General features: G+C 54.4%; 20 protein-coding genes and 1 pseudogene. 13 read left to right on the forward strand and 8 right to left on the reverse strand.

The window, feature by feature from the left end; genetic code table 11:
• Positions 1-2: 2 nt before the first annotated feature.
• The 9 genes and pseudogenes from nuoG (at position 3) to QQJ84_RS03375 (ending at position 10,634) form a co-directional block, all read left to right on the forward strand.
• Positions 3-2,735, forward strand: coding sequence for an NADH-quinone oxidoreductase subunit NuoG (gene nuoG, locus QQJ84_RS03335; protein WP_284256555.1), 2,733 nt, complete (start codon positions 3-5; stop codon positions 2,733-2,735).
• Positions 2,732-3,697 (forward strand): NADH-quinone oxidoreductase subunit NuoH, encoded by a 966-nt coding sequence (gene nuoH, locus QQJ84_RS03340; RefSeq protein WP_284256556.1) that lies wholly within the window; start codon positions 2,732-2,734, stop codon positions 3,695-3,697. The genes nuoG and nuoH overlap by 4 nt, the downstream gene beginning before the upstream one ends.
• A 24-nt stretch (positions 3,698-3,721) precedes the next feature.
• Positions 3,722-4,234, forward strand: a complete 513-nt coding sequence (gene nuoI, locus QQJ84_RS03345) for an NADH-quinone oxidoreductase subunit NuoI (protein WP_284256557.1) — start codon at positions 3,722-3,724, stop codon at positions 4,232-4,234.
• A 13-nt stretch (positions 4,235-4,247) separates the two neighbouring features.
• Complete coding sequence (gene nuoJ, locus QQJ84_RS03350) at positions 4,248-4,748, forward strand: NADH-quinone oxidoreductase subunit J (RefSeq protein WP_284256558.1); 501 nt, start codon at positions 4,248-4,250, stop codon at positions 4,746-4,748.
• Between the two features lie 4 nt (positions 4,749-4,752).
• Complete coding sequence (nuoK, locus tag QQJ84_RS03355) at positions 4,753-5,061, forward strand: NADH-quinone oxidoreductase subunit NuoK (RefSeq protein WP_284256559.1); 309 nt, start codon at positions 4,753-4,755, stop codon at positions 5,059-5,061.
• 4 nt (positions 5,062-5,065) lie between these two features.
• Positions 5,066-6,952: an NADH-quinone oxidoreductase subunit L gene (gene nuoL / locus QQJ84_RS03360; protein WP_284256560.1), complete on the forward strand. Its 1,887-nt coding sequence runs from the start codon at positions 5,066-5,068 to the stop codon at positions 6,950-6,952.
• The gene (gene nuoM, locus QQJ84_RS03365) at positions 6,949-8,460 is read left to right on the forward strand and encodes an NADH-quinone oxidoreductase subunit M (RefSeq protein WP_284256562.1); all 1,512 of its coding nucleotides are present in this window, start codon (positions 6,949-6,951) and stop codon (positions 8,458-8,460) included. The genes nuoL and nuoM overlap by 4 nt, the downstream gene beginning before the upstream one ends.
• A pseudogene (locus QQJ84_RS03370) lies at positions 8,457-9,884 on the forward strand (NADH-quinone oxidoreductase subunit N); the annotation flags it as partial. The gene nuoM and the pseudogene QQJ84_RS03370, both read left to right, overlap by 4 nt.
• A gap of 312 nt (positions 9,885-10,196) precedes the next feature.
• On the forward strand, positions 10,197-10,634 hold the full coding sequence (locus QQJ84_RS03375; RefSeq protein WP_284256564.1) for a CBS domain-containing protein: 438 nt from the start codon (positions 10,197-10,199) through the stop codon (positions 10,632-10,634).
• A 97-nt stretch (positions 10,635-10,731) separates the two neighbouring features.
• On the opposite strand, the gene hisD is transcribed toward QQJ84_RS03375, so the two are convergent.
• Positions 10,732-12,015 carry a histidinol dehydrogenase gene (gene hisD / locus QQJ84_RS03380; protein ID WP_284256566.1) on the reverse strand — a complete coding sequence of 428 codons (1,284 nt, stop codon included), beginning with the start codon at positions 12,013-12,015 and terminating at the stop codon, positions 10,732-10,734.
• 132 nt (positions 12,016-12,147) lie between these two features.
• Between hisD and QQJ84_RS03385 the strand changes: the two genes are divergently transcribed.
• The 3 genes from QQJ84_RS03385 to QQJ84_RS03395 all read left to right on the forward strand — a co-directional run bounded on the left by QQJ84_RS03385 (position 12,148) and on the right by QQJ84_RS03395 (position 15,106).
• A complete protein-coding gene (locus QQJ84_RS03385) occupies positions 12,148-12,696 on the forward strand; it encodes a cupin domain-containing protein (RefSeq protein ID WP_284256568.1) in 549 nt (182 codons plus the stop codon).
• A 216-nt stretch (positions 12,697-12,912) separates the two neighbouring features.
• Positions 12,913-14,322 carry an APC family permease gene (locus QQJ84_RS03390; RefSeq protein WP_284256569.1) on the forward strand — a complete coding sequence of 470 codons (1,410 nt, stop codon included), beginning with the start codon at positions 12,913-12,915 and terminating at the stop codon, positions 14,320-14,322.
• A 4-nt stretch (positions 14,323-14,326) separates the two neighbouring features.
• A complete protein-coding gene (locus QQJ84_RS03395; RefSeq protein ID WP_284256570.1) occupies positions 14,327-15,106 on the forward strand; it encodes a nitrilase-related carbon-nitrogen hydrolase in 780 nt (259 codons plus the stop codon).
• Positions 15,107-15,295: 189 nt separating this feature from the next.
• Here QQJ84_RS03395 and QQJ84_RS03400 read toward each other — a convergent pair whose 3' ends face one another.
• The 7 genes from QQJ84_RS03400 to QQJ84_RS03430 form a co-directional block, all read right to left on the reverse strand.
• Positions 15,296-16,555 (reverse strand): cytochrome P450, encoded by a 1,260-nt coding sequence (locus QQJ84_RS03400; protein WP_284256572.1) that lies wholly within the window; start codon positions 16,553-16,555, stop codon positions 15,296-15,298.
• A 32-nt stretch (positions 16,556-16,587) separates the two neighbouring features.
• Complete coding sequence (locus tag QQJ84_RS03405; RefSeq protein ID WP_284256573.1) at positions 16,588-17,394, reverse strand: enoyl-CoA hydratase/isomerase family protein; 807 nt, start codon at positions 17,392-17,394, stop codon at positions 16,588-16,590.
• Positions 17,395-17,529: 135 nt separating this feature from the next.
• Positions 17,530-18,990 carry a phosphotransferase family protein gene (locus QQJ84_RS03410; protein ID WP_284256574.1) on the reverse strand — a complete coding sequence of 487 codons (1,461 nt, stop codon included), beginning with the start codon at positions 18,988-18,990 and terminating at the stop codon, positions 17,530-17,532.
• A 24-nt stretch (positions 18,991-19,014) separates the two neighbouring features.
• Complete coding sequence (locus tag QQJ84_RS03415) at positions 19,015-19,788, reverse strand: SDR family NAD(P)-dependent oxidoreductase (RefSeq protein ID WP_284256575.1); 774 nt, start codon at positions 19,786-19,788, stop codon at positions 19,015-19,017.
• A 42-nt stretch (positions 19,789-19,830) separates the two neighbouring features.
• Positions 19,831-20,187 (reverse strand): hypothetical protein, encoded by a 357-nt coding sequence (locus tag QQJ84_RS03420; protein WP_284256577.1) that lies wholly within the window; start codon positions 20,185-20,187, stop codon positions 19,831-19,833.
• Positions 20,188-20,198: 11 nt separating this feature from the next.
• Positions 20,199-21,416, reverse strand: a complete 1,218-nt coding sequence (locus tag QQJ84_RS03425) for an aromatic ring-hydroxylating oxygenase subunit alpha (RefSeq protein WP_284256578.1) — start codon at positions 21,414-21,416, stop codon at positions 20,199-20,201.
• Positions 21,417-21,518: 102 nt separating this feature from the next.
• Positions 21,519-22,568 (reverse strand): hypothetical protein, encoded by a 1,050-nt coding sequence (locus QQJ84_RS03430; RefSeq protein WP_284256579.1) that lies wholly within the window; start codon positions 22,566-22,568, stop codon positions 21,519-21,521.
• 182 nt (positions 22,569-22,750) lie between these two features.
• Between QQJ84_RS03430 and QQJ84_RS03435 the strand changes: the two genes are divergently transcribed.
• Positions 22,751-23,446, forward strand: a complete 696-nt coding sequence (locus QQJ84_RS03435; RefSeq protein ID WP_284256580.1) for a TetR/AcrR family transcriptional regulator — start codon at positions 22,751-22,753, stop codon at positions 23,444-23,446.
• Positions 23,447-23,555 lie beyond the last annotated feature (109 nt).

The raw sequence follows: 23,555 nt of genomic DNA on the forward strand, positions 1-23,555 counted from the left end.
AAATGGCAATTATCCATATTGACGGCAATGAATTTATAGCTAACACGCAACATAATTTGTTGCAGACATGTCTCGAGGGTGGATTGGATCTTCCCTACTTCTGCTGGCATCCGGCACTTGGGTCAGTTGGTGCCTGCCGGCAATGTGCTGTAAAGCAATTCGCCAACCCGGATGATAAAACCGGGCGAATCGTCATGGCCTGCATGACACCCGCGGTGGAGGGAACACGTATCTCGATTGCTGATCCTGAGGCAAGGAAATTCCGTGCCAGCGTGATCGAATGGATGATGACAAACCATCCGCATGACTGTCCAGTGTGCGAAGAAGGCGGCGAGTGCCACCTCCAGGATATGACCGTCATGACAGGGCATACCTACCGCCGTTATCGCTTCACAAAACGTACTCACAAAAACCAGTACCTTGGCCCATTCATCAGGCATGAAATGAATCGCTGCATCGCCTGTTACCGCTGCGTGCGATTCTATAAGGACTATGCTGGTGGAAGCGATCTCAATGTCCAAGGCGCGCACAATAATATTTATTTTGGACGCGATGAAGATGGAGTTTTGGAAAATGAATTCAGTGGAAATCTTGTGGAAATATGCCCCACTGGTGTGTTTACCGACAAAACCTTGTCTTCAGCCTATAAGCGGAAATGGGACCTACGCAGCGTACCCTCGGTCTGCGTCCATTGTGGTGTCGGCTGCAATACATGCGTCAGTGAACACGGCGGTCAAATACGCCGGATTCTGAACCGGTTTAACGGGAAGGTAAACGGATATTTTTTATGTGATCGTGGCCGCTTCGGTTATGAATTCGCGAATGCTCCCCACAGGTTAAATGCATCCGCAATTCGTGACTCGAGCATGATCGCGCGGCCAGCGGAGCAAGCGGAGATACTGGAGGAGATCGCAAAGCAATTTGACGGTTCTGGAAGCGTTATCGGAATCGGCTCACCACGCGCTTCACTTGAAGCAAATTTTGCGTTGCGAGCGCTCGTTGGAGCTGATTCATTTTATTCCGGTGTTTCCGTACAGGATGCAATATGTCTCGAAGCAATCGTCAATATATTGAGTTCCGGAACTATTAAGACCGCTACTCTGCAAGATGCTGAAACAGCTGATGCCATCCTGATACTGGGTGAGGACGTCACAAATACCGCTCCACGCCTGGCTCTGGCATTGCGGCAGACGCTGCACGCACGTGCAACAACCAGCGCAGCACAACTCAAGATCGCTCCCTGGCAGGATACAGCGATTCGTTCAGCGGCCAGCAATACCCGTGGTACATTTTTCATTGCGTCGCCGGCCGCAACACATCTTGATGACGTCGCAGCTGAAGTTTATCGCGCCGCACCTGATGACATAGCAAGACTTGGCTTTGCTATCTGTTACCAGCTTGACAACAGCCTCCCCTCAGTCGATGGACTCTCCGCCGATATACAAGCCATTGCGGCACGGATTGCGCGCGCACTGCAAACGGCAAAACACCCGCTAATTGTTGCTGGATGTCAGTTAGGCAGCTCGCCAATCCTGAATGCTGCAGCGGCTGTTGCACAGGCGCTAAATCACGGAGACCGCACTCCAAACCTTATGTTGGCTGTGCCTGAGTGCAATAGCCTGGGCCTGGCACTCATGAAGGATGGTAGCATAGAAGATGCGTTTGCTGCCGCAGCCAATGGAGCCTCTACGACGGTGATCGTACTTGAAAATGATTTATATCGCCGCGCACCTCGCCAGGCTGTCGATATATTTTTCAACAATATTACTAATCTAATTGCACTCGATCATGTCTCTACAAAAACCACCTCTGAAGCAAATTTTGTCCTCCCCTGCACAAATTTTTCAGAATGTGAAGGCACACTCGTCAATAATGAAGGACGCGCGCAACGATCGTTTCAGGCTGTTATTCCAAAGGATGACGTGCAACCAGGTTGGCTTTGGCTACACAAGATTGCAAAAATAACTGGCCGCAATGCTTCGGCCGACTGGAAATTCTGTGACGACGTCGCTCGAACCATCGCAGCTACACTGCCCATCTTCGCTGAGATTTGCAAAGCTGCCCCATCGGGTGATTTCCGTATCGCGGGAAGCCGCATACGCAGCGAGCCGCATCGCTATAGTGGCCGCACTGCCGTTGATGCAGCGTGGACCATGCACGAGCCAAAGGCGGCGGTGCAAAACGGGTCTCCATTTAGCGGCACGATGGAAGGCTATTACGGCCAAATGCCGGCAGCACTCATTCCATTTTTTTGGGCTCCTGGGTGGAACTCAGGCCAATCCCTCCATAAATTTCAGGACGAAGCCAGCGGCTCACTGCGTGGGGGTGACTCTGGCATACGGCTTCTGGAACCGTGCGCCAGCAATACCGCGAAGTACCCTCTCTATACGATACCCGCCGCGTTCAAGCGCGAAGACAGCAGATGGCTTGTCATCCCCAGCCAACATATTTTTGGCAGTGAGGAGCTAAGTGCTCTCGCGCCATCGATTGCGGAGCTGTGTAAACTGCCATATTTGTCGCTGAACGTTGAAGATGCAAAAATTTTAGGTGCGCAGCCTGGTAGCACACTTAAAGTCACGTTTGACTCCGGACAGGCGCTTTTACCAATCTTGCTGGCTCCTGAGCTGCCATCCGGCGTTGCGGCAATAGGCGCGGGTTTGCCTGGAACGGTTGAATTTTCGCTCCCCGGTTGGGCAACGATATTGCGTGCAGCGACAGAGGAAGCAACGCCATGAATCTGCTTCTTTTCGGTCTGCTCAATATTATAGGCATTCTACTCGCGTTGGTTATTGGCGCCGCGCTATTAACCTGGATTGAACGGCGATTGCTTGGTTTCTGGCAAGATCGCCGCGGCCCGAATCGAGTTGGTCCATTTGGATCGCTTCAAGTGGTTGCTGATATGATAAAAATTCTTTTTAAACAGGATTGGATTCCACCATTTGCGGATCGATATGTCTTTGTGCTCGCCCCGGCCGTGGTGATGGTTGCGGGCCTTCTGGGCTTTGCCGTAATCCCTGTAACGCCCTCGATTGGAATTGCTGGAAATTGGAATATCGGCGTCCTATTTTTTCTGGCGATGGCGTCCTTGTCCGTCTATAGCGTCGTGCTGGCGGGTTGGGCGTCAAACAGCAAATATTCGTTGCTGGGCGGCATGCGCGCGGCTGCGCAAATGGTAACCTATGAAGTTTTCATGGGTCTTTCGCTTATTGGGGTTGTGATGCTATCCGGTTCATTCAACCTTACCGACATCGTCCGGGCACAACGGAATATATGGTTTATCATACCGCAATTTATTGGCTTTATCGTATTCCTGATGGCCGGAATTGCCGAAACGCACCGCTTGCCGTTCGACCTGCCCGAGGGTGAAAACGAGCTAGGCGCGGGTTTCCATACCGAATATTCGGGCATGAAATTTGGCATGTTCTTTATTGGCGAATATATCGGAATTCTGCTGACCGCGGCCATGATCACTGTGTTGTTTTTTGGCGGGTGGGAAGGTCCATTTCTCCCGCCGATTCTATGGTTCATGCTGAAGTTATCGGTCTTCGTCATATTTTTTATTTTGCTGCGCGCCGCCCTGCCACGTCCGCGTTACGATCAGCTGATGTCATATGGGTGGAAAGTCTTGTTACCGTTATCACTGTTAAATGTTGTCATCACCGGTGCCGTGATGCTTGCGAGCGGACCGGCTGGATAGAAGATAATTAGTGAGGACTTTGCAATGCTGAGTTCCATACGCACGCTTTGGCTTACATTCCTCCATTTGTTTCACCGGAGTGAGACGGTGGAATACCCTGAACAGATGCCTTATCTTGCCCCCCGCTATCGCGGACGAATCGTGCTCTCGCGCGATCCAGACGGCGCCGAGCGTTGCGTCTCCTGTTACCTCTGCGCCGTCGCATGTCCAGTCTCTTGCATAAGCCTGCAAAAGACCGAAGATGCAGGGCGCTGGTATCCTGCGTATTTCAGAATCAATTTTTCACGATGCATATTTTGCGGATTTTGCGAGGAAGCATGCCCGACCTACGCGATTCAACTGACACCTGATTTCGAGATGAGCGAATATGAACGGCATAATCTTGTGTATGAAAAGGAGGATCTACTGATCAGCGGCACAGGAAAATATCCCGAATATAGCTTCTATAATGTCTCAGGTCTCGCGATCCCGGGCAAGGATAAAGGGGAAGCGGAACATGAGCGTCCACCAGTCGATCCACGCACGCTGCTGCCATGAATGGAGTCCGGCCATGAACGATGCATTTTATGTTGCCTCCGGCATTGCCGTTCTATCCACCGCCCTTGCCATAACAAGGGCAAATGGTGTGCATGCCTTGCTCTATCTGGTCATCTCGCTGCTGGCCGTCGCACTCGTTTTCTATACGCTCGGCGCCGCCTTTGCGGCCGCGCTTGAAGTGATCGTCTATGCAGGTGCGATCATTGTTCTAATGGTCTTTCTCGTGATGATGCTCAATCTCGGTGGCGCCGCGGCGGCGCGCGAGACACAATGGATGAAGCCTCGGGTCTGGATTGGTCCCGCTATTTTGGGAATCGTTCTCGAAGCTGAAATTGTATCCATACTGGCCAGGGGCGATGCCGGCGTGCCGAGCCTTGCGGTTATTCTACCGCGCGACGTTGGCATAGCCATGTTCGGGCCTTATCTGCTCTGCGTCGAACTGGCATCGATGCTGCTTTTAGCCGCATTGGCCGGCGCTTATCGCCTGGCATACCTCGAACGGGCGGAAGGATAATCCAATGCTGACGGTTCCTCTGCTGCAACCTTTGCTGCTCGCGGTTCTACTGTTTGCTCTTGGACTCACCGGCGTTCTGGTACGGCGAAATTTTGTATTCATTCTGATGTCAATCGAGATCATGCTGAATGCCGCCGGTCTTGCCTTTATCGTCGCGGCCACGCGCTGGGGCCAGGCCGATGGTCAGGTCATGTTCGCATTCATACTGGTCCTGGCGGCCTCTGAAGTTGCCGTCGGCTTGGCGTTAATTCTACGTATCCGCCACCGGTTAACCACCCTCGATGCCGACGCCGCCGATTTGTTGCGAGGATAAGGGAATGTTGCACGCAATTTGGCTTGTTCCGGCAATTCCTCTTCTCGGCGCGGTGATTTTAATCATCGGCTGCGGCCGCTTGCCGTCCCTCCTCGTCAGCATCATCGGCGTTGGTTCCGTTGCTTTATCCGCAATCATCGCATCATTCATCAGCATCGGCTTCATCACAACACCTCCGCCCGGAAATGCCTTCACGATCATCCTGTGGCACTGGATGGCCATCGGCTCCTTCAGCCCGGCGATTGGGTTCTATCTTGACCCGCTGTCGCTCATAATGATGCTGGTCGTCACCATTATAGGCTTCTTTATCCTGCTCTACTCGTCTGAGTTCATGGCGGGAGATGAAGGATATAGCCGGTTTTTCGCGTATATGAACCTGTTTGTCGCGGCGATGCTGGTCCTTGTGCTCGCCCGTGACCTATTGTTCCTCTATGCCGGGTGGGAGGGCGTGGGCCTGTGCAGTTATCTATTGATCGGCTTCTGGTATCAGGATCCGGCCAACGGCCTCGCCGCGCGCAAGGCCTTCATCGTCACCCGCATTGGTGACACCGGCCTGATGATCGGCCTGTTTTTATTGTTCACCCATTTGGGCACGCTGGAGATCCAGCCGCTCATGCTGCGCGCCACCCAATCCTGGCCAGCGGGTTCAACAATGCCAACGCTGGCTGCTGTCCTTATACTCATCGGCGCCATCGGCAAATCCGCGCAGATTCCGCTACAAACCTGGCTGCCCGATGCCATGGCGGGGCCCACACCTGTTAGCGCCCTGATCCATGCCGCGACCATGGTGACCGCCGGCGTCTACCTGATCGCCCGGACCCACATGTTATTCGCCCTCGCGCCGGCCGTGCAAATGGCCGTGGCGGTTATCGGTGCGGCCACGCTTCTCGTCGCGGCCTTCGCTGCGCTTAACCAGCACGACATCAAACGCATTCTCGCCTATTCCACGATCAGCCAGATTGGCTACATGTTTCTTGCCCTGGGCGTCGGCGCCTGGAGTGCTGCCATTTTCCACTTCATGGTACATGCTTTTTTCAAGGCATTATTATTCCTCGCGGCCGGTGCCATCACCATGCGGCTGCATCATGAGCATGACATCTTCCGCATGGGCGGGCTGGCCAGACGCTTGCCAGTGGCATTCTGGAGTTTCTTTATCGGCGCCGCGTCGCTCGCCGCGCTGCCACTGATAACCGCCGGGTTTTACAGCAAGGAGATGATCCTCTCCGCAACCTGGGCGGAAGGGGGCCGCATCCCCGTGTTGTGGGCGGCTGGCGTGATCACCGCTTTCCTCACCTCGCTCTACATTTTCCGGGCGGTCTTCATTGTGTTCTTCGGAGACCTGAAAACGCCGGTCAGCGGGCATTACGGCCCCAGGATCACACTGCCCCTGATCGCGCTCTCGTTACTGGCGCTGATCGGCGGCTTCGTGGAAACGCCTGAGGGGCTGGGCGGCATAACATTATTTTCAAAATTCCTGGCGAGCGTTTTTGGTGAAGCGCCTGTCGTGTCCGGCAGCGCGGCCAACTTGCGCCTGCTGGCGGCGTCACTGGTTTCGCTGGCGGGCGCAGGTCTCGCCTATGCGCTCTACATGCGCTCCTCCCCTCGGTTCACAGCCTGGGCCGCCACCCCCGCCGTCTTGGGCTGGCGCCGGTTTTTGTTTACCGGCTGGGGCTTTGACAGGCTCTACAACGCCCTCGCCGTGCGGCCTTTTTTAGCCATCGTCCGCGTCAACCGGAATGACGCGGTGGATTATGTCTACCAAATCATCGCGCTGACATGCCGAATGGCGCACCAGTTTCTCCACCAGTCACAAACCGGGCGCATCAGATGGTACGCCGGGTGGCTTGCCGCCGGGTCTCTCGTCACAATAGCCATCTCGGTGCTCCAATGATGCTGGCATGGCTCATGGCGCTTCCCGCCATCGGCGGCCTGCTGGCTTGGCCCGCCGCACTTTGGCACAGGGCAGCGCCGCGCTGGATCTCGCTGGCGGCGCTGACACTCGACCTTCTGGTTCTCTTGCACCTCTGGAGCGGCAGCAGCGCGCCGATCGACATAACCGGGCGCGGCCAATGGATCGCCATATTGCAACTCCCCTGGATTCCGCAGCTTGGCATCTCCTTTCAACTCGGCCTGGATGGATTGAGTCTGCTCCTGGTTCTGCTCACCCTTGGGCTGGGCATCATCTCCGTCATCATTTCCTGGACCGAAATCACCGAGCGAACCGGCTTCTTCCATTTCAATCTGCTCTGGACACTTAGCGGCACAATCGGCGTTTTTCTGGCGCTTGACCTGTTTCTGTTCTTCTTCACCTGGGAAATCATGCTGGTGCCCATGTATTTCCTCATCGCCCTCTGGGGACACGAGAATCGTACCTACGCGGCGATCAAATTTTTCCTCTTCACGCAGGGCAGCGGCCTGGTGATGCTCCTGGCGATTCTTGCGCTGGCCTTTGTGCATCAACGCGAAACAGGGACGTTCACGTTCAGCTACTTCCAACTGCTCGGCACCAAGATGCAACCGGCAACCGAAATGTGGATCATGCTCGGCTTCATCCTGGCTTTCGTTGTCAAATTGCCGGCGGTGCCATTCCACACCTGGCTGCCCGATGCACACACGCAAGCGCCAACGGCGGGGAGTGTCATTCTGGCGGGCGTTTTGCTCAAAACCGGCGCCTATGGGTTATTGCGCTTCGTGGTGCCATTATTCCCCCTCGCGGCGAGCCGCTTCGCGCCCGTGGCCATGCTGCTCGGCGTCATAGGCATCATCTACGGCGCCCTGCTTGCCTTTGGCCAAAACGACATCAAGCGGCTGGTTGCCTATAGCAGTGTCAGTCACCTCGGGTTTGTCCTGCTCGGTATCTTTGCCTGGAACACACTGGCCCTGCAGGGCGTTGTCGTGCAAATGCTGGCTCACGGCATCAGCACCGGCGCACTTTTTATCACCGCCGGCGCGTTGCAGGAGCGGCTGCATACCCGCGACATGAGCCGCTTCGGCGGGTTATGGGCCAACCTGCCCCGGCTCTCCGCCATCGGCATGTTCTTCGCCATCGCCTCGCTCGGCTTGCCGGGGCTTGGCAATTTCATCGGCGAATTCCTTATCCTGCTCGGCACCTATCAGGCGCATCCGGCGTTCGCCGTGGCCGGAACCCTCGGCGTAATCACAGCCGCCGCCTACGCGCTGATCATGGTGCAAAAAACCTTTCACGGCCCCCCGCGCGCAGCGGCACCGGCGGCGGACCTCCACGCGCCCCATATGGCTGTGATGGCCGTGCTGATCGCCGCCATCATCTGGCTTGGCCTCTATCCGCAACCGGTATTCGATGTTGCCACATCCGGCCTGGCAAACTTGCAAGCGGCAACGCCAGATGGCCTGCTGCTGGCTGACGGAAGACCGCCATGAGCCCCGAACTGTTCGCTGCCCTGCCCTTTCTGGCGCTATCCGTCACCGCGGTGGCCGTCATGCTGTTGATTGCGGTGCGGCGCGATCACCGGCTCATCGCCGCGATAACGCTTGCCGGGCTTCTGCTGGCGCTCATTGCCACAGGCGCCACGGCGCCGCCTGCCCCGGTCACCTTAACGCCCATGTTTCAGGTCGATGGCTTCACGAGCTTCTTTCTGGCACTTATCATCGCCGTCTGCATCGCGGTGGTGCTATTGTCCTATACCTACCTCAACCAAATGGATGACGGCGGCCCCGTTGAGGAATATTACCTCTTGCTCCTGCTCGCCACGCTCGGCGCCGCGGCCTTGCTGGCAAGCATGCATTTCGCCTCGTTTTTCCTTGGGCTGGAAACACTCAGCATTGCCCTGATCGGGCTCATTGCCTACCCGGTCAAACGGGCCCGCGCGATCGAGGCCGGGCTCAAATATCTGGTGCTCGCGGGCGTCTCCTCGGCATTCCTCCTGTTCGGGATCGCGCTGATCTATCTTGATTTCGGCACCATGTCCTTCACCGCGCTGGGCCGTATCTGGGATACAAATCCCCCCCACGGCGATATTTACGCCCTCGCCGGCTTTGCCATGCTGCTCACCGGAATCGGCTTCAAGCTCTCGCTCGTGCCGTTCCATATGTGGGCACCGGACATCTACGAAGGCGCCCCCGCCCCGGTCACCGGCTATGTCGCCGTGGTCTCAAAAGTTGCGGTCTTCGCGTTGTTGCTGCGCTATTTTGCGCTCATCGGCGGATACCGTTTTCCATCCCTGCTCTGGGCTATTTCCCTTCTGGCCATTCTCTCAATGCTCGCAGGCAACCTGCTGGCCCTTTTGCAGGATAACATCAAACGCATTTTCGCCTATTCTTCGATTGCCCATTTCGGCTACGTGCTGGTGGCACTTCTGGCCGGCACCCCGATCGCCCTTCAGGCCGCCAGCTATTATCTTACAGCCTATGCCGTCACCACCATCGGCGCTTTTGGCGTTATCACCTTGCTCTCGCGCCCCGGCATCGGGCACGATGCCGACCGGCTGGAGAGCTATCGCGGCCTGATGTGGTCGCACCCCTGGCTGGCCGGCGCGCTCACGGTGCTGCTGCTTTCGCTTGCGGGCCTTCCGCCCACCATGGGCTTCGTCGCGGAAATCTACGTAATCGCCTCAGGTGTGGGAATGCAATTGCTACTGCCCCTGGCCGCGCTGATCGCCGGCAGTGTTATCGGCCTCTACTACTACCTGCGCATTCTCGCCGTGCTGTTATCGCCAGCGCCCAGCCTGGCCAGCCCCCCCGCCACGCCAAAAACCTCCCCCACCGGCGGCGCCATGCTGGGCGTATTGGTCATACTGCTCTTCGCCCTGGGCATATATCCCGCACCGCTGATCTCCGCCATACAACACGCAACGGCCGGATTAGCCCGCTCCCGGGCAATTTACCTGGCCGAGGACAACACCGCGGTGACACAAAGCCCCGGCATGCCGCGTTCCCCCGGCTACGATCAATGAAGCCTAACACTTAAACACAGGGTGTAGCTTTGATTAAATTTAACTACCTATTTGCCTAATATTCGGTTAAATTAAATCGTTAACGTTTTGAGCGCCGATATAAATTACGGCTCAACATCCAGATGCTCGCCAGCTATGATCGCCTCGGGTGAGCAACCTCTGGGATTAGTGCATGCACAACGTGCAATATCCAGGAGTATCGCAGTGGAGACAAGAGTTTATTCAATTCTGAAACATAAGGGCAGCGATGTCGTCACGGCCGTCGCGGATCAGAGTATCTCGTCCTTGGCGGCTGTGCTTTACGCCCACCGGATCGGCGCGGCGCCGGTCGTTGATGCCGGCAATAAGGTGATCGGCATTATTTCCGAACGGGATATAATTCGCGGCATCGTCGAGCATGGCGCGTCGGTACTCACAATGCCCGTTAGCGCGTTAATGACCAAGCTGGTCTCCGTCTGTACACTCGAAGACAGAATTGGAGACGTCCTGGAAATGATCACGTTGAACCGCACCCGTCACGTGCCCGTTATCGCTGACGGGAAGCTTGAAGGTATCATCTCAATCGGTGACGTGGTGAAACAGCTTCTCGAAGAAGCGCAATTTGAGGTCGCGGCGTTACAAAACTACATCACCCGCCCATAACGGCGCATTGCCCTGGCGTATTCAGCAAATGGCCGAATACGCCAGGCTCGTGCTTAAGCAAGCAATTTCATGCCTATTGCTCTCATATGCGGGGCCGCTATTCCATCCCCAGCCTGAAGGCGGCCGCCCTGCGGTGCCCCTCCAACCCTTCGGCCGCACTTTGGCGCATCGCGGGAGGCGCCACCACGGCGACGCCCTGTTTCTCCATCCATTGATGCGTGCAGACCTTCACGAAAGACCCGGCCCACAACCCGCCGGTGTAGCGGCCTGCCCCCATGGTCGGCAAAGTATGATTCGTCCCGCTGCATTTATCCGAGTAGACCACGCTGGCGAGCGGTCCGATAAAAAGCGATCCGTAATTTCTGAGTTTCTTCGCCATCATATGCGGGTCCACCGTATGAACCTGCAAATGCTCAGCGGCGACGATATCCGAATAGGCAACCATGGCCGCCTCTGAATCACACAAGGTGATCTCGCCATAATCATGCCATGCCGGCTGCGCCACATTCGCGGTTGAAAGCCCCGTCAACTGACGTTCCACTTCCTCCAGCACGGCCTCGCCCAATGCACGATCCGTCGTAATCAGGCCAACCCTCGTCCGTACATCGTGCTCAGCCTGAGCCAGAAGATCCGTCGCGATCATCCGCGCATCCCCGCTTGCATCTGCCACTATGAAAATCTCGGACGGGCCGGCAAGCTGGTCAATCCCAACGGGGCCAAACACCTGCCGCTTCGCCTCGTTGACAAAGGCATTTCCAGGCCCGACAATTTTATCAACAGCAGGAATTGTCTCCGTACCGTATGCCATCGCGGCGATGGCCTGCGCGCCGCCAACACGAAAAATCCGGTCAGCGCCCGCGAGGTGGCAACCAGCGATCATCGCCTCATGCGCGCCGGGCGGCAAACACGCAATCACCTCCTCGCAGCCGGCCACTTTCGCAGGCACAATGGTCATAACCGGCGCCGAGAGAAGCGGATAACGCCCACCGGGGACATAAGCGCCCACACGCCGGATAGGTATAATGCTGTGCCCGAGATGCACTCCCGGCAGCAACTCAACCTCCAGATCGCCCATGGTGGCGAGCTGCGCTTGCGCAAAGGCGCGTACGTTTGCGATTGCAAATTCGGTATCCTGGCGCGTCTGCGGATCAAGCGCTTTAACCGCGGCCTCCCGCTCCGCCTGGCCGACCTCGAAGCTCTCCAGGCTGGATCTGTCAAACTCCAAGGCAAACCGCCGCACGGCGGTGTCACCCAAACGCCGCACCGAGGCGATGATTTCCTTCACCTTCGCCTCAATTTCCACATTATCGGTGACGGCATTGCGCCCCGGGGCTTTAATGAAGCTTACTCCCGGCGGCAGCCGGACCTTTGGACCTGTCATGGGATTTCCTATGCCTTCAAAGACGTTCCCCCAACATCGGACGAGCAGATGCTCTTCACAATCGGGAAATTTGCGCTAGTCTAGTATTCTCACCATCCCACCAGGAGGGCTGCCGGGCAGCCAAAACGAACCATGCCAAAAATAGGTGAAAAATTGCGGGAACTTCGCGGGCGGCGGCACCTTGGCGTGCGCGAGCTTGCGGTTCGCTCCGGCATCTCGCATTCGGCAATCTCCCTGATCGAGCGCGACCGGATGAGCCCGTCGGTTGAAACACTCAGCGCCATTCTTGATGCGCTCGGCACCACCTTGACCGGATTTTTCTCGGATCTTCAGTCCAGGCTTCCGCACACTCCATTTTACCGGGCCGATGAATTTGTTGAAATTGGCAACGTGAATTCCATTTCTTACCGCATGATCGGGATCAACCATCCAAACCGGCAAATTCTGATGCTGCATGAGACCTACGCAAACGGCGCCGACACAGGGGATGCCTTCCATCATTCCGCTCAGGAAGCCGGCATGGTCCTGAAAGGTAGCCTCGAAGTAACGGTCGGCACCCATTCACGCATACTCAACAAAGGTGATGGTTATTATTTTGATAGCCGTGACCCGCACAGGTTTAAAAACATCGGCGCTGAACCAGCCGAAATTCTCAGCGCGGTGACGCCGCCAACCTATTAACCCTCCCTATTAACCTTCCCTATTAACCCTCCCAAATTAACCTTCTGGAAACTATTCTCACCACAACGCATTTTATGCATTTCTCATACAAAAAACTGTGCTTCTGTGCGTCAGGGAATTTAACCGGTAACACGTAACTCAACACAATCTTAATACAACATGCGTGCTTTACAGGGGCAAAAGACCCCCGATCGCCGCGACATAGGGGAAATTGCAATGACTGCCTCGTTGATGAATGCGGACCGGCTGAGCCGAAACCAGTTGGGATTACCACAAATTGTGGCCTCCACCCTCGCGAATATCGCACCCGCGGTTAGCTTCTATTTCGGCTTCGGCGTCATCGTCGGCGGGGCGGGGGTGGCGGCGCCACTCACGATCATCGTCGCCATGGTCGTGGTTTTATTCTTGAGCAATACGCTCGCCGAATTTTCCAAATACCGGCCAAGCACCGGATCATTCGTCACCTTCATCGGCATGGCTTTCGGGCCGACCGCAGGTGCCGCCGCATCTCTCTTCACGGTTGTCGGCTACGCCATCGCGGCGGCGGCCATTGTCGCCATTTCAGGCGGCTGGGCGCATGACACGATCAAGCTCTATCTCGGCATCAACATACCCTGGCAGTTACTCAGCATCCTCGCCACCGGCATCTGCGGCTTTCTGGTCGCCCGCGGGGTTAAAATCTCCACCACCTGGGCAGCCATATTTTTCTACTTTGAACTTACATTGCTGCTGATCGGCGCCGTCGTGATGCTGGTTGTCAATTGGAGCTCTCTCAGCTGGGCACCTTTCCTGCCCTCCAACCTTTCCGGCGGGCTGGCAGGCATTGGGCTTGGCTTCCCCCTCGCCATATACTCCTTCGTCGGCTGGGAAAACTCAGCGACCCTGGCTGAAGAAACCTCCGATCCCCGAAAAAATATCCCCCGCGCCCTGGTGATCGGCACAATCGCGATCGGCATCGTCTACGTATTCCTCGCCTACTCAACGGAGATTGCCTTCCATAATGATGCCAAGGCAATCGGCAACTCAACCCTGCCCTATATCGACGCCCTCAAAGGCTCAGCCGCGGGCCTTCTCATTGTCGCTTATCTCGCTGGCATGACCAGCATTTTCTCCTGCCTGCTGGGTCTCACCAATTCGCAGGCGCGCATCCTCTTCAGCGCCGGGCGGGAGGGACTTCTTCCCGTATTTTTTGGCAAAATCCATCCCCAGCACAAAACGCCCCACATCGCCATGTGGGCTTATATTCTCACGGCCCTGGCCATCACCCTGCTGTGCTGGAATCTCGATCCCGTAACGATCTTCGGCGATACCGGAACATTGGGAACCATCCCGATCATCATGGTTTATCTAGCCACTACCATCGCCTTGCCGGTCTACATTCTGCGCTTCCATAAATCTGACTTCAGCATGCTGAAACATGGCATCATTCCAGTGCTTGGCGTGGTTCTAACACTCTTCCCGCTCTGGGGCCTGGTTCAGCCGGGGCAGCCCGCACCGTTCAACCTCTATCCGGCCATGGCCGGAGCCGGGCTGTTGGTGGCTATTATCTACGGCATCATTCTGGCCCGGCGGATGCCTGATCTGGTGCAACGTATCGGCAGCTACGTAGCTGACGAGGATTATTGATCCCATGAAAGTCGCGGCGCTACAGATGCAACCCGCCGGCTCGGCCGCCGCCAATCTGGCACGGATCAGCGAGGCTGCACGATCCGCCGCGGCATTCGGCGCAAAACTGCTGGTGACACCTGAAATGGGTGTCACCGGCTACGCCATCTGGGACGATATCCCCCGCCTCGCGCAAGGCCGCGACGGGCCGATGATACAAAGCATCACCGAAATATCACGTACTTACGACATCGCAATCGCAGCCGGCTTTCCCGAGCGGGATGGCGAGACCATTTATAACGCCGCAGTTTTTGCCCAACCTGATGGCACTTGCACTTTTTACAGAAAATGCCATCTGTTCGGTCCACTGGAAAATAAGGCGTATACCCGCGCCTCCGCGCTCTCGCCGGTCATTGAATACGCCGGCATCAAGCTCGCGATGCTGATCTGCTACGATGTCGAATTCCCTGAAATGGTGCGCTCGCTGGCGCTCGCCGGCGCTGAACTTCTCTTGGTTCCCACGGCTCTGCCGCGGGGGACACCCGCAGCACATGTCGCACAGATGATGCTACCTGCCCGCGCTTTTGAAAATCATGTATTTATCATCTACGCAGATCTCTGCGGCTCCGAAAATGGCACATCCTATCAAGGAGACTCCGTGATCGCCGGCCCCGATGGCAGCATTTTCGCACGGGCCGGCGCCACGGAAACATTGCTCCTGACCGTGATAGACCCAAAAAACCCTGGCTACACCGCTCTGGACCCCTATCTGACCGACCGCCGGCCAACACTATACCGCCTTTAATATTACGAGAGCCTGATCGCCTTAAGTGCGCCCAGGCTCTCTGGTTGGCAGCGCAGCCTTCAACATGGTGATTCTCCCTTTCATCCCGGCCTGCACAGGTCTTGCAAATAACCCGCGTATTTCTTGAAAATTTCGCTTTGCCCCACTCAGTATTGCCATTTTAAATGAAACCAGGCCCGATGTTAAAAATCAAACGCCCTTTGCGTCTTGACGCGGCATAAAATGCAACTTCAAACCCTGCACACTCCGAAAAATTAAACCTGGCGTGAATTGCGGTTCTTCCAGAATTTCCACACCGTCGAAGCGCTGCACAACTGCGTTAAAAAACTCACTTACCTGTAATTTAGCAAGCAGATGCCCGATACAATGATGAAGCCCCGGACCGAACATCAATGCGCGATCATTGTTCTCACGGGCAAAATCCAACGTCTCGGGATTTTTATAAAGGCCAGGATCGCGATTGCCCCCGGCGATCATCAACATAAGGACGTCCCCCTTCTTCATCCGGTGCCCCTTCCACTCAAAATCCTCCGCAACGATCCGGAACATGGCAGCCGACATCGCGATATAACGCATTAACTCAATTGAGCACTCAAGACTTTTCTCCGGATGGCTGCGCCAATACCGCCAAGCGGCCGGGTATTGGGCCAAGGCGCGGATGCCAAGTGTCAATGAATTGGTCGTCGAGTCATGACCCGCGATGATTACCTGGATCAACGTCGCCAGCATTTCATCCTCCGAGAGACGGGCATCTCCATCCACGGCGCCTATAAGCTGGGTAATAAAATCCTCCTTTGGAAAACGGCGGCGGCTTTCAATTTCCTTCCGAAAAACATCCAGCATATCCGCAACAACCACTTCCAACTGATCGAGCCACGCCGGTTCCGGGTTGAAAGATGTGAGCGCCGTGGTAACACCATCCGACCAGCCTTTCAGCCGCGGCAAAAACTCCTCGGGCAACCCCAGAAGACGCAGAATAACCGCCCCCGGCAGCATGCGCGAAATACTTTCATGAAATTCTAGCTCCTCAAGCCGCGCAGCTTTATCAAGCAACACCGAAATACGATTCCGCACATAAGGCCTCAGACTTTCAACGAGCTTGCGATTTAGCGCCTTCACCAACAAGCCCCGCACTCTTGCATGCTCAGCACCATCGAGATTGGTCGAAATTTTCTGCATGTAATAGACAGAGTTAACCAACCGCACATCGGCTTCCACCGCTGGCATGATATTATATAGCATCTCAGGAAAGGCATGACTCGAGATTGGCAAACTACCACTAAAACCTTCAGTAACCTCAGCATGACCCGTTATTATCCAGCAATGAGATTCCTCACTCCAGTAAATCGGATCATACGCGCGCAACTGGTTCAGTTCGCGCAGCAGAGCATCGCCTTTAATCGCTAGAAGCGAAAGATTAACGTCTTGAGCAGACATGGCGCTGGGCATATCATCCTCCTATTCGCAAAACACGACGGCAATCAACGGCCGCGGAATATGGGAGGCCGCTTTTCCCTTGCGGCCGCCATCGCCTCAACAAAATCATCAGTCGCAGCGCATTTCTTAACAACGGCCAGTTCCTCAGCAAATTGTTGTTCAAGTGTATTATGAAAGCAATTGCGCAGCAGCTCCTTCATACCGAAAACCGCCGCCGGCGGACTCGCTGAAAGTTTGCCAACAATCCCATCAACTTGCGCATCCAATCCCATATCCGGCACAACCCAGTTTGCCAGTCCAAACTGTCCGGCCTGCGCAGCCGTAACAAACTCACCCAACAGCAAAATCTGCATAGCCCGTGCGGAACCGACCTTGCGCGGCAGATAATAAGACTCTCCATGATCGGCAGTATGCCCCAACCGGACTTGCGGCACCGCAAGCTTGGCGGTCTCCGACACCGCCACCAAATCCGCCGCAAGAACAAACTGCATGCCAGCACCTATGGCATAGCCGCGCACACCCGCCACAATCGGGGCATCAACTTTATGCAGCGCAGTAAACAGAACCTGCGAAACATCAAGAACATTAAGCCCGACTTCCGCAGCACGCGCTTGTGGCGTAACAGCCGAAATATCCGTCATCTCGCGCAGATCCGCACCCGAACAAAAATCTGGACCGTTACCGCGCAACAACAACACACGCGTTTGCTCATCGCCATTCAGGCCACTGATGAACTCTATCAGATCTCGGCACATTTGCATGGTCAGAGCGTTACGGCTTTTCGGCCGATTAAAGGTAATCGTTGCAACACCTGCAGATTTTTTAAAAATAATGGGTGCACTTATGTTCATATTCCGGCTCCGGTCAATTTCTCAAAGGCTGCATGCTCATTTCCACGGCAATCCCCTCAGCCAGCACCGCGGCTTGATATCTCTAATTTCAAAAAGACCCTGCAAAATACATACTTTCTTTCAACGACCGTTGAATCAGCATCGGGCCATTAACGCCGCCAGATCATCTAATGCTGCATAATATTCATGGCATGCAACCGTCGCAAAAATGAAGTTGTCATGCTCAGCCCTGGCATAACCCGCGTAGGTAGAAGCCGCCATGCTGGTACGCCAAACATTGCTCCAGACCTGGAAATAATGCAACGCCTCGTCACTGACCGGCCGCCCTCCATGTGCCAGGTACTGCACCATGAATTCCTCCCAAGACATGACCTTCTCGATGTCGGGCCGGATATAGCCAAGATCCTCCGCTGCGTGCCCAGCATGGGCAAGCTCCCAATCAAGGAACACAGAGACTCCCTCATCATGAATGAGGATGTTACGAAAATTACAGTCGCCATGCACCAATGAGAGATCGTCGCCCAGACAGCCGGCGTTTGCACGCATCCATGCATAGGCCGCTTCCAACGCCATCGACGGCTCAAGCCGTTCCGCAACCCAACGGGCGTAATAGCGATCCAGCACAACTAACATCTGGTTACGCAATGAACCGTCAACCGGCTGGTACGGTTCGCTGATGGTCCAGACATCGATTTGATGAATGGCCGCGAGATATCTCGCCACATCGGCAACAATTTTTCTCCCTGCATCCCCCAGATGCTGCGCACCGAACGTCTCCCCCCGAGATCGCTCCATGACGATGAATGCCCCTCCCATGAACTGAGGGTCGCGTTCTTCCAGAAAAACACGTGGCACCGCAATACCAGCCTCATGCAGGCGCCTTAAGAGATCAAACTCATCGGCGACTGATGCACGTGTAACATTGAAGGCCGGTTCACGCCGCAACACCATGTCTTCTGGCCAACCCGGCAAACCAGAGACACGAAAAAAATAGATATCCTTGGAATTCACCCCTGGTAGACGGCGCAACTCCAGCACCTCAATTGCATCCACCTTCGGAAAACGCCGTCGTAAATATCGCGTCAGCTCAACCGCCTGCGGATCCGGTGTCAGCGCCGGCAACCGTTTATCCCGCTCCACGCTCTCGGCCCTTATTTTGGCCAATTCAATATTATATCTTTTACGAAAACCATCTTCTATCGACGCTGCTTCCCGGCATACGTCAGCCAAAATCTCTGGGTAGTTCGCCGGAAAATCACGCGACCAAATGTTGATGTAGGAGCCAATTTCAGAGGCCAAAAGCTCATATTTTTGAATCTCGGCGCCAACGCCAAACGTCTGCAACGGGGGAGGAATTTCTATTTTCATTTCGCGCAAATAAGCCAATATCTTGTCCAGCAGAACAACCTGACGCGGTTGAAATTCTGCGGCAATGTCTGAAAGTCTTTCGTGTCTTAACGCGAGATGTACCAGCGTCTCTCCCGCTCGCGCGGCCAGAATCGGCGAAAGTCCGGATTCCAGTTTTGCCGAGAAAAAATCCACAGCTAAAATTTCACGCCTAATGGCCGCCAGGAAGAGTGATGGATCTGGCTGCATGCTACAAATCTTCCCTAATGATATTTACGAAACAAGCCAACCACCATCCATATACATGGTTTGCCCGGTCATATAATTCGACGCACGGCTTGCCAAAAATACAAAAGCTCCAATGATTTCCTCAGGCTCCGCCACTCGTCCCATTGGTATCTTAGCAACCAGAAGCGCTTCGAGTTTCGGCTCATTTTTTACAATCTCTCTCCATTGCGTGGTCACATGCGCGCCAGGGCCAATACAATTCACCTGAATATTTATACCATCCCTGGCCAACTCAACCGCGAGTGACCGAGATAGTTGCGTGAGTCCACCTTTGGTCATCCCGTAAATACCGCTTCCGGGATCAGCAATAACAGCGCATAAGGAAGTAACATTAATGATTTTTCCAGAACCTGATTGCTTCATATAAGGAATGGCAGCCTGGGAGAGAATAAGAATACTCTTGAGATTAACATCAACCATGTAGTCGAAATCATCCATACTTGCACTCACAATTGGCGCGCGAATAGAAATACCCGCGTTATTCACCAGGACATCAATTTTTCCCCACGCTTTCATCATATTTTCAATCAGGATTGGAAGTGTATCAAATTTGCTCATGTCAGCTGGCAATACAAGGGCACGACGGCCAAGAGATTGAATCCTCGCCGCCACGTCCTTCAATTCGCTTTCCGTGCGCGCCACAAGTGCAACATCGGCACCAGCCTCAGCAAGCCCAATCGCCACGGCCCGCCCAATGCCACGACTGGCCCCCGTTACAAGGCAGGATTTTCCCTCAAGCCCGAACAAATCATTTAACATTTCCACGCCCCTGTACGCAGCCAGTTATAGCGCTGGCTACCCTTAAAGTTCGTCAAGCTCCTTGACCATAAAAATTTGACGATTGCTCCGCGCATGCTCAGCTTCAACTTCCTGACCATTGATCTCTTCTGTGAGTGCTATTTCAGCCAGCGAAAGTATAAGTTTCATCAGACGGTCCGTCTCAGGTTTCTTCGATATATCATCTAAGGAAATCGGATTCAAATAATCCAGAGCAGCCTGCGCGCGCGGCGCCATCGCGGCATAAAACCCCCGGCGTTCGCGCGCTGTACTGGTAACTCGGCGATGAAGGCGCGCCTTCATGGTCGTAATCGCCCAATCAGTAACAAATGGCTCCAGATCCGCAAAGCCTTCCGGCAACAAAGATGCATCGTCTGACATGATTACTTCCCTCAATCCACCGCCTGATTTGGAGATTGCTCAATATATTTATTCAACATCATATAACTATGCCGGCACATTGTCTCGCTCAATTGGAAATTAAAATATTTCTTGGCGCCAGAACGAATGGCTCTCTGCTGGGTACGCAACACAGCAAGATCCTCCGCCACCGTATCCCTAAACGCGGCGACACTGTATTCCTGACTGAAACGTTGCGCAGCATTGATAGCTTTTGGAAACCACACAGTGGAATGCCAGCGCGTTTGATCCACCGTAACCGGGAAAAATTCGTGGATGAAAAAGAACGTTGGCGCCACATCGAACAAAAGAGTTGGAAAAATGCCATGCACGTCAAGTTGCCAATTCGGATGTCGCAGGAGCTTGTGGGAATCATTCTGCTGAACAGCACCCTGCGAGATTACGCCACCACCCTTTATGGCGATGCCTTCAACAAGGTCCGGCTTGCGATGAGGATTTCCCCAGACGCCCATAAGCCGGTGCAAACCGAAAAATTCAAAGCTGATTGGGTGAGCCAGTGGATTCTCACTACCTACAGAGCGGTCTGCGACGCTGAGCCGGTGGACGGAGGCGAGATGATAAGTCTCCTGAAAATTATCAATCAAACATTTCCAGTTAACCGGAACATCGCCCCCAATAGTCACAAACGACTCAAACCCCTCAAGCGAATGTTCGAGAATTTTTGTCTTGATTGGCCCAAGAAACTCCAGCAGTGTCTGTTCGGGCGCGGCACTCAGATTAATAAAGATAAGACTATTCCACACCTCAACATGAACTGGCGTCAGTCCACAGCTCTTAATATCAAGACCAAAAAAACTCTCGGAATCAGGGATGCTTACGGCAGCGCCGTCCAATCCATAGCGCCAACCGTGATACGGGCAACTAAATCCAAATGCACTTCCCCGATCCTCCCAAACAACTTTTACAGAGCGATGCGAACAGACGTTATGAAACGCCCGTATCTGGCTATCCTTACCGCGCGTGATTAGAATGTTCGCGTCGCAGATATCCCACTCCTTCGCAAAAAAATCACCCGGCTTTGGAATTTCCACATCACGGCCGGCAAATAGCCATGCCCTGGAAAAAACCCGCTCACGCTCAATTTTAAACTGTTCTTGAGAATAGTAGAGTTCAGTCGGAATCAATTCACTACCCAACTCCGCTACATTTTCTTTCTGCACGAACGTCACAGCTTCTTCCATTATCGCCATGCGATGCCTGCCTTTTTCTTAGCTAACAAGAGGAAAGTATTACTTTTATCCTACCAGTTGCGGCCATGCGCCAAGCGGCCCGCCCGTCGCATGAACTGACCATCATGAGCAAGCGAACAAAGTTCCTGTGCGCGCCACGCGTTCACGAATACCAGATCCATTTTCACCATTCCACCGCAACTTTACGGGCGCTTCACACATTTGGATACCGTCGGGACGCGTGAGGTCCGTACCGAGAAACTCTTCAACCGGCGCGAAATAGGTAATTGCGTGGCTATGCTGCAGCTCACCTTCAATAACCTCGATTCCCTGTCTTGACTTCAACACAATTTTAAAATTTCGTGCCGCTTCAGAGAGCGGATCCGCCGCGAGACTTTGCGGCCCTGCGTCCCTGGAGTTAACGTGTGGATGCTCGATAATTTCAACCATCTCCAGAGGCGTTCCATCTCCACGAAAAATATAGGCCGTTTTTATCTCAAAACTTTCAAAGCGCACAACCTGCGTCTGCACAATTTTACCGCTGGGGAAGCAGCCGTGAAACCAGATGTCGCCTATCACCGGCCCATAATCTCGCGGGCCGGATGAATGATCGCGCACCCCAGTTCCTGAAAGTTCAATGCGTTTACCTTGATAGACAATGTGACCGCGCATACGGCAAATTTGTTCAGAGTGGAATGTGCTGGACGAACGCCCCTCTCCATGGTCATCCGTCCGGCCAAAAATCGGTCCTGCGGCTTCAAGCAGCATGTGGAATTTAACTGGTTCGGCTGGGCCATCACGCAATACTTCACGCATGATCTCCTGACGCGTCGTCGAGAAGGCCGCACCATCAAATTCTACCGCCCAAAGACGAAAAGGATCGATACACGACGCCTTGAAAGGCCCCGCTCCAGGCCCGCGCGCGTGCCCATCACGGCCATGATATTTTGCAACCAACAGCTTTTCACCTGGGAGATATATCTGTATCACAGCACGCCATATGGTCGGGTCCGCTGGCAACCGCCCGACATGGACGCAGGCGCCGAACCCAGCCTCAATGTCGTAGCCAGCAAAAAAATAGTGCTCTGTCCAATTCTCCATAACAACGATTTCATGAGGCAACTCCAACTCTTGGAGATGGTTGAACGGATTAACCAAATTGTCGGCGATCATTAAAATCTCCCCAAACATAGGAGCACAGCCGCGCTCATTTCACGGGCTTCTCCTTCTTCTTCCTTTTACAATAGGAAAAATACAAACTGCGTGTCAACTTTTATTTATATAGTGATCGCTAATAATTATGCCTAACGCGGCCGTCAGGTTGACGCAAATCCGGCTCGCGCTATGTTCTTGTTATGCCCCCAAATACCAAACTTAGTGACCGACCTGCCGATACCTCGCCTGCGCCCGTTCGCAAAAAGCCCGGCAGAAAAACCGGCGAGCAGACCGAAGCAACGATCCTCGAAGTTGCAACCTCGGCCTTTACAAAATACGGCTACGACCGCGTCTCCACCCGAATGATTGCCGAACAGGCAGGTATCACGGTTCCCTCTATCTACCTCCATTTCAAGGACAAGCGGACACTATACCTCAAGTGCTGCCTGGCCGTCTTTAAGGGAAGCTCCGAGACGATCGGCAAGGAACTCTCCAAGCCCGGCACAATCGATGAAAAATTGTATCGCTTCGTCCTGACTTTGGCGACTGTTTTAATAAATGATCCGCATTTGCTAAAGCTTTTTCAGCGCGAACTACTCGAAGCAGACAATGAAGGTCTGGCATTGCTCGAGCGGGAAGCTTTTTACGATGGCTACGAAACCCTCAAACAATCCATCGCCAAAGCCGTTGATAATCCGCCCCCCCTCGCGGCACTCTCTATTTACGCACTCATGTTCGGTCTCGTACAATACATGCATGTCGGCAACGTTATCGGCGAGGACATGCTGATCGTCGATCGCCAACCGGAACGGCTGACAAAAAATGTGTTGCAGATTGTATTGCCGGAAGTATATCAGCGCCTATTCGGCAATCCAAAACGCAAAAGGGAAAAATAAAGCGCGGCTCAGAATCAAAGTCAAAATATTTGCCAAATATCCATGTTGCTATACCGTTCCAGAGTACACGGCGAACCCGTGGCTTCGCTCCAGCCCAGCGAACAGCAGC

The organism is Acidocella aquatica (assembly GCF_030160635.1).
Lineage (GTDB): Bacteria > Pseudomonadota > Alphaproteobacteria > Acetobacterales > Acetobacteraceae > Acidocella > Acidocella aquatica.

Excerpts from the sequence above, each read along its gene's own strand:
- QQJ84_RS03400 (WP_284256572.1), bottom strand. The coding sequence starts at position 16,555 with ATGCCCAGCGCCATGTCTGCTCAAGACGTTAATCTTTCGCTTCTAGCG.
- QQJ84_RS03425 (WP_284256578.1), bottom strand. The coding sequence starts at position 21,416 with ATGGCGATAATGGAAGAAGCTGTGACGTTCGTGCAGAAAGAAAATGTA.
- QQJ84_RS03430 (WP_284256579.1), bottom strand. The coding sequence starts at position 22,568 with ATGATCGCCGACAATTTGGTTAATCCGTTCAACCATCTCCAAGAGTTG.
- nuoL (WP_284256560.1), top strand. The coding sequence starts at position 5,066 with ATGTTGCACGCAATTTGGCTTGTTCCGGCAATTCCTCTTCTCGGCGCG.
- nuoI (WP_284256557.1), top strand. The coding sequence starts at position 3,722 with ATGCTGAGTTCCATACGCACGCTTTGGCTTACATTCCTCCATTTGTTT.
- hisD (WP_284256566.1), bottom strand. The coding sequence starts at position 12,015 with ATGACAGGTCCAAAGGTCCGGCTGCCGCCGGGAGTAAGCTTCATTAAA.
- nuoM (WP_284256562.1), top strand. The coding sequence starts at position 6,949 with ATGATGCTGGCATGGCTCATGGCGCTTCCCGCCATCGGCGGCCTGCTG.
- QQJ84_RS03395 (WP_284256570.1), top strand. The coding sequence starts at position 14,327 with ATGAAAGTCGCGGCGCTACAGATGCAACCCGCCGGCTCGGCCGCCGCC.
- QQJ84_RS03390 (WP_284256569.1), top strand. The coding sequence starts at position 12,913 with ATGACTGCCTCGTTGATGAATGCGGACCGGCTGAGCCGAAACCAGTTG.
- QQJ84_RS03410 (WP_284256574.1), bottom strand. The coding sequence starts at position 18,990 with ATGCAGCCAGATCCATCACTCTTCCTGGCGGCCATTAGGCGTGAAATT.
- nuoJ (WP_284256558.1), top strand. The coding sequence starts at position 4,248 with ATGAACGATGCATTTTATGTTGCCTCCGGCATTGCCGTTCTATCCACC.
- nuoK (WP_284256559.1), top strand. The coding sequence starts at position 4,753 with ATGCTGACGGTTCCTCTGCTGCAACCTTTGCTGCTCGCGGTTCTACTG.
- QQJ84_RS03420 (WP_284256577.1), bottom strand. The coding sequence starts at position 20,187 with ATGTCAGACGATGCATCTTTGTTGCCGGAAGGCTTTGCGGATCTGGAG.
- nuoH (WP_284256556.1), top strand. The coding sequence starts at position 2,732 with ATGAATCTGCTTCTTTTCGGTCTGCTCAATATTATAGGCATTCTACTC.
- nuoG (WP_284256555.1), top strand. The coding sequence starts at position 3 with ATGGCAATTATCCATATTGACGGCAATGAATTTATAGCTAACACGCAA.
- QQJ84_RS03385 (WP_284256568.1), top strand. The coding sequence starts at position 12,148 with ATGCCAAAAATAGGTGAAAAATTGCGGGAACTTCGCGGGCGGCGGCAC.
- QQJ84_RS03405 (WP_284256573.1), bottom strand. The coding sequence starts at position 17,394 with ATGAACATAAGTGCACCCATTATTTTTAAAAAATCTGCAGGTGTTGCA.
- QQJ84_RS03435 (WP_284256580.1), top strand. The coding sequence starts at position 22,751 with ATGCCCCCAAATACCAAACTTAGTGACCGACCTGCCGATACCTCGCCT.
- QQJ84_RS03415 (WP_284256575.1), bottom strand. The coding sequence starts at position 19,788 with ATGTTAAATGATTTGTTCGGGCTTGAGGGAAAATCCTGCCTTGTAACG.